6 protein-coding genes are annotated in these 12,883 nt (G+C 35.5%); all 6 read right to left on the bottom strand.

All coding sequences use genetic code 11. The annotated features are described in order from the left end of the window. Positions 1 to 1,908 (bottom strand): beta strand repeat-containing protein (locus tag ACFS3A_RS16430; protein WP_379826647.1); only part of this gene is annotated, 1,908 nt, incomplete at its 3' end. Positions 1,909 to 2,338: 430 nt separating this feature from the next. Then, on the bottom strand, positions 2,339 to 4,273 hold the full coding sequence (locus ACFS3A_RS16425) for a family 43 glycosylhydrolase (RefSeq protein WP_379826646.1): 1,935 nt from the start codon (positions 4,271 to 4,273) through the stop codon (positions 2,339 to 2,341). A 48-nt stretch (positions 4,274 to 4,321) separates the two neighbouring features. Next, complete coding sequence (locus ACFS3A_RS16420) at positions 4,322 to 6,880, bottom strand: alpha-L-arabinofuranosidase C-terminal domain-containing protein (protein ID WP_379826645.1); 2,559 nt, start codon at positions 6,878 to 6,880, stop codon at positions 4,322 to 4,324. Continuing rightward, a complete protein-coding gene (locus ACFS3A_RS16415) occupies positions 6,880 to 8,250 on the bottom strand; it encodes a glycoside hydrolase family 27 protein (protein ID WP_379826644.1) in 1,371 nt (456 codons plus the stop codon). Before ACFS3A_RS16415 ends, ACFS3A_RS16420 begins: the two co-directional genes overlap by 1 nt. A 126-nt stretch (positions 8,251 to 8,376) precedes the next feature. Then, positions 8,377 to 10,293, bottom strand: coding sequence for a glycoside hydrolase family 97 protein (locus tag ACFS3A_RS16410; protein WP_379826643.1), 1,917 nt, complete (start codon positions 10,291 to 10,293; stop codon positions 8,377 to 8,379). A gap of 148 nt (positions 10,294 to 10,441) precedes the next feature. Beyond that, on the bottom strand, positions 10,442 to 12,865 hold the full coding sequence (locus ACFS3A_RS16405) for a sugar-binding domain-containing protein (RefSeq protein WP_379826642.1): 2,424 nt from the start codon (positions 12,863 to 12,865) through the stop codon (positions 10,442 to 10,444). Positions 12,866 to 12,883 lie beyond the last annotated feature (18 nt).

The raw sequence follows: 12,883 nt of genomic DNA, 5'->3' as shown, positions 1-12,883 counted from the left end.
TTCTACCAAACCTAAAGTATTGGTTGTGCCTGAAGCTAAAATTGGACTTAAATCTAAAGCCGTACTTGAAACTCCGTTTACAGTGGTAGTCAAACTTGTTCCTGATAATGATGTTTCATTTAAATTCACAATTGGTGCGCCTGTACTTGTTTGTCCATTCACGGTCACAGTTGCTGTATTTCCAGTCGATGAATTTGAAACAGAAGTTGCATTTGAAAGCGATGTTGGCGTTAATAAAGAACCTCCGTCAGTTCCAACGGTTAAAATATTGCCTGTATTTGTACTTGTTACATTCGCGGTCTGATTAGTTCCGCTTTCATTGGTATACGTAATAACTCCAGTACTTGCAGTCTGAACTAAATCGGTAACCGTCTGCGATGCCGAAATTGCTGGAGCTAAATCCAAAGCTGTGCTAGCAACCCCGTTTACTGTTGTAGTCAAACTTGTTCCTGATAAAGAAGTTTCGTTTAAATTCACAATCGGTGCGCCTGTACTTGTAATTCCGTTTACCGTAACTGTTGCTGTATTTCCTGTCGATGCATTGGAAACTCCGCTGACTGTATTTGATGTTGACGAAACTCCATTTACATTTGAAGTCAATGTATTTCCTACCAAACCTAAAGTATTAGTTGTGCCTGAAGTAAGGATCGGAGCTAAATCCAAAGCCGTGCTTGAAACTCCGTTTACAGTCGTAGTCAAACTGGTTCCTGATAATGATGTTTCATTTAAATTCACAATCGGTGCGCCTGTACTTGTAATTCCGTTCACAGTCACTGTTACTGTATTTCCTGTTGATGCATTGGAAACTCCGCTGACTGTATTTGATATTGATGAAACTCCATTTACATTTGAAGTCAATGTATTTCCTGCCAAACCTAAAGTATTGGTTGTGCCTGAAGCTAAAATTGGACTTAAATCCAAAGCCGTGCTTGAAACTCCGTTTACAGTGGTAGTCAAATTTGTTCCTGATAAAGAAGTTTCATTTAAATTGACAATCGGTGCGCCTATACTTGTAATTCCGTTCACAGTCACTGTTGCTGTATTTCCTGTTGATGCATTGGAAACTCCGCTGACTGTATTTGATGTTGACGAAACTCCATTTACATTTGATGTCAATGTATTTCCTGCCAAACCTAAAGTGTTGGTTGTTCCTGAAGTAAGGATCGGAACTAAATCTAAAGCCGTACTTGAAACTCCGTTTACAGTGGTAGTCAAACTGGTTCCTGATAAAAAAGTTTCGTTTAAATTCACAATTGGTGCGCCCAAACTGGTTACTCCATTTACTGTAACTGTGGAAATATTCGCAGTTGAAGCATTAGAAACAGTCGTAGATCCAACCGGAATTGAAGAAACATCTAACATTGCACCACCATCAATTCCTACCTTAAGTAAATTCCCCGCATTAGCACTTACAACTTGAGAGGTAGTTGAATTTCCTGCTTCGTTTGTATAAGTTATTGCTCCTGTCGCTGTATTTTGAATTTGAGTTGTTACAGTTTCATTAGCTTTAACGATAGAACTAAAATCAATTATTTGAGAGTTTCCCGAATTATCTATGTATAAAAAAGTCTGAGTAACCGGGTTATAAATAACAGATCCGGCAGGAACCGCTGTTTCTCCAGATATCACAATTCTATTCCATTTATTATCAAACCAATAGTAATACCCCGCTTTTATATCTGAAACTGTTGCAGTATTAAATACAAGTAAACTATTTACATTTCCGTTTGTAATTGTTGAAGCATCTGTAGAACTGGTTAAACTTATTCTGGGAATTAAAACCCCTCTATTGCTTGCAGTAATTTCTAATTGAGAAGAAGCATTAGGCATTGGTGTACCTATTCCAACTTGAGAATAAATAGTGAAACTCCCTAAAAATATAAATATGCTAAGTAATTTATTCTTCATAAGATTGAATTATTAGTATTAACAATTTTAAATTATAACAGAAATAAAAAAACAGAGAAATAAACTCTTGACTACTTTGACTGAGCAGAATTCTGAAAAAACTAATGTTTAAACAAAAGACAAATCAAAATTGCCAAAGCAATTTATTTGATAAGTAAAACGAAAAAAATAATTGATAAGGGGGCAATTGTATTCCTAATACACTGATTTTAGATGGCAGGTAATACTAAAAGGAAAATTGGTGCAGATATGAAACTTGATAAAAATATAATCCGTTTATTTTTGATTTGTAAATTTAAACAAAAATAAACTACTAATAATCAAACATTTAGAAATTTATTATTACTAAAAAACTTGCACAGAGGTATTTAGACAAAAAAAGCCAATTTCTGAGTAGAAATTGGCTTTGAATTCTGAGCTATTAAAAAACTTATTTTAAACTTTCTATTCCTTTATGAGTTGGAACAACCTGTTTAATAGTTCCATCAGCATTAAACTCTAATTTATCTATACATACTTCACGATGAAAACCTCCTGCATTACCCATTTTTATTCCGGTTGGATATGAGAATCTATGATAAACCATATACCATTCATCTTTGTTTGGAATTTGTAATACCGAATTGTGCCCTGTTGCATAAATTCCTTCTTCCGTCTTGCCTTGAATAACAATATTATTTTCTGGAATTTCTAACGGCCCAGTTGGAGAATTTGAAATCCCATATCTCACTTTGTATTTAGGACTTCTGGTATCGTCTTCACTCCAAAAGAAATAATATTTTCCGTTTCTGTAAATCACATAAGTTCCTTCACGGAAAGAATTATTTACTGCTATGATTTTTTGTGTATTTGGCTTTAACGAGACCATATCCGGATTTAATTCGGCTACAGCCATATACATATTTCCCCAGTACAAATAACTTTTGCCTGTTTTAGGATCTGTAAACACATCAGGATCTATTTCCTGTCCGTCTTTTATTTCCTGAGGTCTTTCGGATATAAGTGCTTTTCCACTGTCTTTAAAAGGACCTGTCGGATTGTCTGAAACCGCTACTCCCACCTTTTGAGCAGCAGTAAAATAATAGAAATATTGATACTTTCCTTTTATCTTTTTCTCCACAATACAAGGCGCCCAGGCATTTCTATTTCCCCAAGGAACATCTTTTTTAAGATCAAGAATTACGCCTTCGTCTTTCCAATCTACTAAATTATCTGATGAAAACGTTTTAAAATAATAACCAGACCAACTGTCAAATCCATCGCTTGTTGGATAGATATAATATTTCTTTGTTTTATTTGAATACAAGATTTCAGGATCGGCATAATAGCCTTCTAAAACGGGATTGTGATTTACTTTTGGAAATTTTTCAGGAGTTCCCCATTTGTCTGTAATTCTTTTTAATTCAGAACGTGTGATTGGCAGAATAGTTCCGTGACGCGGATTAAAATCCATTGAAATATCGTTATCAATAACCGTAAAGTTTTCTAAATCTTTGGTTTTCGTAAATTGATATCTTCCTTTTGTATAAACATCATACATCAAGATATATTCATCAGAATTGTTTAGTTTAAAAACACTTGATCCCTCCACTCCATCTTTGGTCTGCTGTAGATAATTGTCGTTTTCTATCCATTTTCCAGAAGTTAAATCTGTTGTAGTGGCTACTTTTATGCCTGACTTTTCTGTTTCGGTTTTATAAAAAAGATGATAAACTCCGTCTTTTTCTATAATATCTCCATCAATACAAGCTCTTCCAGATTTCGGAACAAACAATAATTTCGGCTCACTTTCTAAAGCTGTAAAATCTTTGTTCGCATAAGCGTAATAAATTTTATCAGGACCACCAGCATGCTGCATACTGAAATAAATCATATATTTTCCTGCCTTAGCATCATAAATAGTCTGCGGTGCCCAAACTCTTTTTAGGTTTGCGTTTCCTGGAAATGTAGTCTGAATATTTACAATACTGCTTTTCCAGTTAACCAAATCGGTACTTTTTAGTAAAACCATAGCGCGGTTGCTGTCCCAGCCTTTTGAAGAAGTCATATCAGTCAAAACCATATAAAATGTTTTGCCATCATCTCCACGTAATATATGCGGATCGCGAACACCTCCTGTAGAACTTATTGTTTTACTGTCTATAACAGGTTTGTTTCCATTAATGCTGTAATAATGGTATCCATCTTGACTTACGGCATAATTAACGGCTTCTTCTTCGACTTTATTTCCAATAAAATATACGAATAAATAAGCTGTTAAATCTTTCTCTGCCACTGCAGGCGGAATTCCTTTTGCTTTATCTTGTGCTTGTAAAAAAGTTGAAATTAATAACAAGACTACAAGACTATATTTTAATTTTTTCATTTTATAAAAAGTTTAATACCGTTCTATTTTCGAAAATAATACAACAGTTTATTTTTTGGTTTTAATACGAATCACAGTAAAAGAATATGGCGGTAATTCTTTTGAAAATGCTTCTTTAACAGTAACATTTTGAGTTATGGGTCTAGCATCTGTTTTTTCTGGATTTCCCGCTAATACCGTATAACTCGCGTTTTCGTTTGTAGTCAAATTAGCGATTTCAATTGATGGCGTAACCGCAACTGGAAGCACATTAACCAATTTTATAATCAAATCTCCCGAAATACTTTCTTTAACAACAGATACTCCAATGCGTTTATTAACCTCAGCATTATCCGAAGCTTTTATACTTCTCTCCAAATAGATATCGCCAGGATTCTGACCGTAAAGCTTTTGAACGAAATAATTTACCGTCGGTTTTACTTCATTTCCATTAAAATATATGAGATCTGGATTCCATTGCGTATGTTTTTCTCTTGCTATTAACGGCGCATAAGAAGCCATTGAAACCACATCTCCATTTCGTTCAACACCTGTAAGATACAATGCCTCGGCTAATGCATTATAAAACTTATTGCCCCACGAAGCATATTCTCCCAGATAGACTTTAGATTTAGAACGATCATAGCTATCATAAAAATCCTGATTATTGATAAACCAGCCCGGAGATTGGTAATAATGTTCATCAACAAGTGGCAGTTTCAAATCATCGGCAATTCTCCATCCTTCTCTATAATCTGTTCCTTCAAAAAATGGCCCGACAGTACCGATAATTATAATCTCAGGATATTTTTGCTGTACTGCTTTTACGATCATTCGATAACGTTCTTCAAAAACATCACTGATTAAATCTTCATTTCCAATCCCGACATATTTTAGATTGAAAGGTTTTGGATGTCCCGCTTCAGCACGTTTTTTACCCCAAACGGTATTGACACTTCCGTTAGCATATTCAATTAAATCCAAAACATCCTGCACATATTCGTCCATATCTTCCATCGGAATTCCAAATTGCTGTCCAGAACCTCCATCAGATGAATTTTGACAAGGTACTCCCGCTGCTAAAACTGGAACAGGTGCTGCACCAAGATCCTCGCAAAACTGAAAATACTCAAAATACCCCAATCCCATTGATTGATGATATCCCCAGATATTTCGAGATCCAATTCGGCTTTCAAGCGGGCCAATGGTGTTTTTCCATTTGTAAATATTATGCAGTCCATCTCCATGCGCCACGCAACCGCCTGGAAAACGAACGAATTTTGGGTGCATGTCTGCAATTGCTTCAGCTAAGTCTAAACGTAATCCGTTTTTACGATTTTTAAATGTTTTCTGTGGAAAAAGCGAAACCATATCAACAGCAGTTTCTCCATTGGTACTAATTTCTAAATGAGCATCATTTACTGTTTTAGAAGGTTTTAAAACCAGATTGAATTTCTTCCATGAATTTGAAGGGGAAAATGCCGCTTCCGCTAAAGTTTCTCCGCTTGCCGATTTTAGACTTACAACTGCTTTTGTTCCTTTGGCAAAAACACTAAAATCGTACTTTTCATTCGCTTTAAGAGCAATTCCGTCAAAACCTGAATTCGTGATATTTCCGTTTTTGATTACGGCATAATTGGGATTGTTAACATGAATTGGATTCTCTTTTTCAATTTTAAAATCACCGCTCCAAGCCATTGAAGCATTCCATTTCTCGTCTCTTCCTTTTTTATCATGAAGTGAATATTCGAAATCACGATTCTGAATCAATTCTCCGTATAAACCGCCATCTGCTGCATAATTGATGTCTTCAAAGAAAACACCTGTAAGCATATTGCTTATTTTTTTTGAATCCTGATTGTTTATTTTAATTTCGGCTTTAACAGGTTTTAAACCCAAAAATAACAGACTATCACTTTTAGGAGAAGTATTATTCTGCTTATCTCTAAACTTAACCGATTCCATGTTTTTAATCATGTTGTCAACCAAACTCCAATTAACCTGATGTATCGTTCCTTGTAAAACTTCGCCTTGAATTTTGATTTCACTTCTTAATTTTAATGTAGAAACATTAGCATCAATTACAGTTGGCGTATAATTTTGAAAGTCTTTTGTGGCAGTGTAATAATTTTTCCCGCTTTCGCTAAAGTGAACCAGATATTGCCCTTCTTTTTGACTTACCTGAACATTTAGAATTACCGATTTATCTTCGCCTTTTCCAACAAAATTTTTCATTCCCTGAATATAATTTTGTCTTCCCCAATTGATCAAGTCTTTGCTTTCTGAATGCGCAAAAACATTATCCCTAACACTCCAAAAACAGTGAAAAATTCCAGCATTATCTTTAACTAAAAAAGCTTCTGACATACTCTTGCCCGTTGGTCCCCAGCTTCCAAAATCTGATTTTAGAAAACTGAATTCTGGACCAATTGCAAACCAATTTTTCTGATCTGTACTCCACGCAAAATGAAGTCCGTTTTTTCCATTATTTTTTACAGTAGAATAAGCAAACAAATACACTTTATCTGGATTTTTATCATTTGTTTTGATGTTAAATCCAGATATTCCAAAAATAATAAGAAAAGATAGAATCAGTTTTAAACTACTATCAAGCAAAAACCTTTTCATTATTTTTTGCTTTTTAATTGATACAGAACTGAACTATGCGGTTTTAAATCGGCTCCAATTTCTTTTGAAGTTGTTTTAGATTTTTCGCCTGTCCACATATTTAAAACTTCAGCTGTACCTGAAATTCCAAGCTCTGAAAGATTTACAGATACTTTCTCTGAGTCTTTATCTGAAATATTGAATAGCGCCAAATAAACACTTCCGTCTTTTGCATTTTTTGAAGTCACTGCAATTTTTCCGTCTTTCTGGAAAAGTTGTTTTACAGAAGTGCTTTCGTTATGCATTTTTACAACTTCTTTATTCGTCAATAATGATAAAGTGAAAGCATCATTGCTTGGTAAATCCCCACCAAAAAACAATGGCGATTTGAAGATATTGAAAAATGTAATTAAAGTATATTGTTCGTCTTTTGTTAAACGGGTCATTCTGTCGTTGCCACGTTCTCCTCTAATCGAAATACGTCCTAACGGAATCATATCACAATCCGGCCAAGTTCCCGGTGCAATGTATGGATACCATTTTTGAGCCACATCCATCAAATGCGTGATATGAGGCCAAGTATCCCAAACATCATCAACCATACGCCACATGTTAGCATGTGTACTTACGTGCTGTGCCGCAGAAATTGGTGTTTCTCCTGGCGACGTGCTTAATACAATCTTGCGTCCGCAATTGTCTATAGCATTTCTAATTAAATTGATTTCACCTTCGTGATACGGTCTCGATAAATCATCAATTTTAATAAAGTCTACTCCCCATTGTGCGTACAATTCGAAAATAGAATTATAATATTCCTGAGCTCCCGGTTTATCCGCAACAACGGTATAATTGTCTCTCAACCATTCGCATTGCAACGCTGTTGAATAGATCTGATCTGCTGTAATCCCTTTTGCACCTTTAATCGGCATTTTATCTTCAACCGCTTTTTTCGGAATACCGCGCATAATGTGAATTCCAAATTTCAATCCTTTTTTATGAATATAATCGGCTAAAGGTTTAAAACCTTGTCCATCTTTCGCTGAAGGAAATCGGTTTACAGCAGGAAGATATCTTCCGTACTGATCGATCACATAACGTGGATCCGTTTGATTGTATCCACCTGCTTTGTCATTTTCGACAAACCATCGAATATCCACAACGACATATTCCCAGCCAAATTTCTTCAGCTCTTTTGCCATATAATCTGCGTTGGCTTTTACTTCGTGTTCTTCAACAGTCGGACCGTAACAATCCCAGCTGTTCCAACCCATTGGAGGCGTCTGAGCCCATTGTTTAAATTCTTCTTTTTGAAATGGTTTGGTTTGTGCAGTAGATACAATTGATAGGAAAAAGGTTCCTACCATCATGGCTAGTAAGTTAGTTTTTTTCATTATAAATGGTTTATGTGTAATTTTCACACTTTAAAAGTAATGAACTTTTTTTAATAACGATTATAGTTTTCTGTCAATTAGAGATTTACTTGTGAAATTCTTCCAATTTGAATTTCTATTGTAAGGTTATTTTGCCAATTTGATCAAACCGGCAAATCCTCCTCCAGGCAGACAATCAACAGTAATTTTTTGACCTTTTTTTATTTGAAGAACTTTAGTTGTGAAAGATTTATCATCTTTTCCATCTGAAATCAGTTCCAAATTATAGGCATTCCCATCAAGAAAATAAAAATCAAGGGTTAAAGTTTGAGCCGTATCTTTTCCGTTTAATCCCCCGATATACCAAACATCATTTTTCTTTCTGGCTATAATTACTTTTTCTCCCGGATAGCCATCAATCAATTTGGTATCATCCCAAGCGGTTGGGAAATTTTTCAAAAATTCTTTTGGTTCCTTTGGCAGATTATAATAGGCTGAAGGACGGTCTGCAAAATGCTGCAATCCCGATTCAAAAACTACTGACAAAGCCAATTCATGTCCATAAGTTGTTATATGAGGATGCTGGCTATCCGAAAATGTCACAGGCGTATAATCCATTGAACCCACTACGTTACGTGTAAACGGAAGCGTAGTATTATGAACTGCCGCTTTATTGGTTAAAATTGGTTTATTATTATACCATTCTGCACCATAAACAGCTTCTGTCGTCATAAGGTTTGGATACGTTCTTGCCCAGCCACGCGGAATTGTAGCTCCATGAAAGTTAACTATTAAATGAAATTTTGCAGCATCTTTTAAAATGTCAATATAATACTTCATCATATCTTGTTGATCTCCAGCAAAAAAGTCAACTTTTATTCCGTGAATTCCAATTTTATTCAGCCATTCGAATTCTTTTTTTCGTTTTTCTGCGGTAAGCAATCTGTCTACAGGAGTAGGTTCCAACCAGCTTGTTCCGGAGTTGTACCAGATAAGCGGTTTGATTCCTTTGCTTTTAGCATATTTGGCTGCAGCTTCTAAATTTCCTCCATTAGCCATTACATCCCATTCCCAGTCTATCAACACATACGGCCATTTCATTTCTACAGCTAAATCAACATATTCCACTACTTTTTGGTAATCTTTTGATCCGTGATTATAAGCCCAATAGATCCATGAAACAGCTCCTGGTTTAATCCAATCAATATCCTTTAATTGATTTGGCTGACTAACATCTGTAACTAAATTCGACTCTGTAATATCAGATAAACTTCCAATCGCAAATGTATGCCAAGGAGAACTCCAAGGCACTTTGGCAATGACTCCAATCTGCTGAAAATTATCTCTTCCTGTGGGATAAGTTACTTTATATTCCGATTGCATTCCGCTATTATTCAACATTGAGGCACAGTGGTTTTCTGTAATTCCTGCCTCAGAAATAAGCACCCAAATTGGAGCTTCGTTTACCTTATAAAGCGCAGGAAAACCCCAATTATTATTTTTATCTTCACTCAATCCAGTTTGACTTTGAGGATAGAATCCTTCATAAGAAACTTCAAAAGGCTGTATCCATCTGGAAGTACCGTCTGGTATAACGTATGTCGTAACTTCTTCGGAAATATTAATATTCTTTTCTGATGAGTTAGGAAATACATACTGGAAAGCAACTCCATTATTATAAGCCCGAAAAACTATTTCAAGCTTTTGATTGTTTTTATTCTTAAAACTAAATGTTTTTTGATTTCCGAAGTTTTCACAATGTTTACGTTTTCCGCAGATCATTTGGTAATCATCGTGAATCTCAACAATTTTGGATTCTCCTACGAATGCGAGATTATCAAAACGTTCCTTTTTCTGTACAATTCCTAGTTGGGATTGTGGCAAAACTTCAGTAAAGGTTTCTTTGTTTTTACACAATATCTTAAAATAAACCTTATCCGTTCTGTCTTTGGCAGTTATTAATTCTATTTTAATGTTCTTATTTGGAGACACAAGATCTTGCGCTTTTAGAAGAAAAAAATTTAATACAAAACTACAAATTAGAATCTTTCTTATTGCTTTCATTATAAACGTTTTTATGGACAAAATGTCCCAAATGGGACATTTATCAATTTGTTATCAATGATATTATAATCCAACGGGACATTTTTTTACCAATGAAATGTCCCGTTGGAACATTTTTCTACCGATGAGATGTTCCGATGGAACATTTTTATTTTACATTAATCGTAACTTCAACTGGTTTTAGCCATTGACTTGTAAATTTAACTTTGATAGGTTCTGTCGAATCTCCTTTTGCCTGAATATAAGCCGCAATATGTCCGTGGAAAACTCTCTGCACATTATCAGTATAATCAGTCATATCGCTGTTGTTTCCTGCTTCTAATCCTAATAATGTTCCTGGGCCAGTAATTGTACACGTAACTTCATTGTCTGAAAGCATTACCGGAAGTTCGTTTTGGTCTTTAACCTGAACCATGATTTTAGCTACTCCTTTGTCTTTACTAATTGTGATGTTTTTCTCTGCAATCGTTAATTCAACTGGCTGTTGTGTTGAATTGATTGCATAACGGCTCACTTCTTTATCGCTTTTATCTAAACCAACTACCTCTAATTTCCCTGAAGCAAATGGAATATCCCAATATATAATTCCTGTTTTTTCGTCGTATAATTTAGTTTCTCCAACCACTTTTCCGTTCAATTCTAAACGAGCTTTTGCCGCATTGGTATAACAAACTACACGGATTTTTTGTCCGTTTTCGTAATTCCAGATTGCCCATGCATCTTTAGAAACATCTTTTTCATTTACTAAAGGATAAGTTCCTAAATAAGCCATTGGTTTATCTGACCATAAAGACTGACGGAAATATCCTCTCGGTTTAATTACTCCTGCAAAATCAACTAATCCAGAGTAAAATCCTCTTGAAGGCCATCTTCCAGATTCTCCTAAATAATCGATACCAGTCCAAAGGAATTGCCCGAAAATATGTTTGTTATTTTTTACTGCTAACCAAGGTTCCATATCATGAACATTTTCACTTCCGTAGATTACTCTTTTCGGATATTTAGCGTGATCTGACTGATATTTACTTTCTGTATAATTGTATCCTGTAATGTCTAAAGCGCCTGGGTATTCTGTTTCATTAGACATGGCAACTCCTGCTAAACCAGCTGTTGTTGGACGCGATTTATCGTATTTTTTAACTGCTGCCACCAAACGTTTTGCGATAGCTCCAAGTCGCATGGCATCTGGTGCATCTGGTTTATAACCGCCATAAGCTGCTTGTCCGAAACCGTCTTTTCCTTTATCCAAAACAGGATGCGAATACGGATCGTTTGGATAATCTACTTCGTTACCAATACTCCACGCAAATACAGAAAGATGATTTCTATCACGACGCACAAAATCCTCAAGGTCTTTTTCAGCATACTCTGCGAAAATATCAAATGAACCTTCAAAACCTGGAGTTCCATAATTCCAGCCTTCTAACCATTTACGTTTTGGAAATTCCCATTCGTCATACGCTTCGTTTAAAACTAATAATCCTAATTCGTCGCAAAGTTCATAAAAATCTGGTGCCTGCGGATTATGACTTGTTCTGATGGCATTTACACCAATTTCCTTCAAGGTTTGTAATCTTGTTTTCCAAACTTCTCTTGGAACCGCTGAGCCTAAAACTCCGGCATCGTGATGCAAACAAACTCCCTTCATTTTCATCCACTTTCCGTTAAGAGCAAAACCATTGTTTGGATCGAAAGTGAAATTTCTGAAACCTGTTTGTGTTACCGTTTTATCGATTTCTTTTCCGTCTTGTAAAACGGTTGTTTTTAACTGGTACAAATTCGGATTATCTAAATCCCATAACTGTGGATTCTTAACATTGATTTTAGCCGAAACTTTTCCGTTTTGATTGGCTGCAACTTCAACTTTAGAAGTTGTTTTTCCAACTGATTTTCCATCTTTTGAAAACAATTCATTTACAACAGTTAAAGATGATTTGGAAGCAGAACCATTTTCTACATCTACCTCAACATTCAAGGTTCCTGCTCCTTTTTTCACTTCCGGATAAGCATAAACTCCCCATTGTGCAATATGAACCGGATTAGCATAAACTACCCACACATTTCTATAAATTCCAGAACCTGTGTACCATCTTGAATCTGCACTCTGGCTGTGGTCAACACGAACGGAAATCGTATTTTCTCCACCAAATTTCACAAACTGCGTTGCATCATACGCAAAAGAAATATAACCATTGGGACGCTTTCCTAATGATTTTCCGTTGATGAAAACTTCACTTCTGTTGTAAACTCCCTCAAAGTACAAATACACTTTTTCGCCAGATTTGCTCTGCGGAATATTAATTGATTTTCTGTACCAAGCAATACCGCCCGGCAAGTATCCTTGACAGCTTGCCAACGTTGGACTCAATTGTCCTTTTACGCTCCAATCGTGCGGTACATTTACGTTCTGCCATTTAGCATCATCAAAATTGGCATTTTTTGCATCGGAAACATCCTGAAGATTGAATTTCCAGTTGTCATTAATTTTCTTTGAATCTCCAAACGAAATCTGACTGCTCGCAGACAGACATGAAAAGAGTAAAACAGGGATTAAAGTTTTCTTACTTAACACTATATTTTTATTTTTTAG

Origin of the sequence: Flavobacterium notoginsengisoli (assembly GCF_042686225.1) — a bacterium.
Classification (GTDB): domain Bacteria; phylum Bacteroidota; class Bacteroidia; order Flavobacteriales; family Flavobacteriaceae; genus Flavobacterium; species Flavobacterium notoginsengisoli.
The sequence above is the reverse complement of the archived record's forward strand: the minus strand, read 5'-3'. Positions and strand labels throughout refer to the sequence as shown.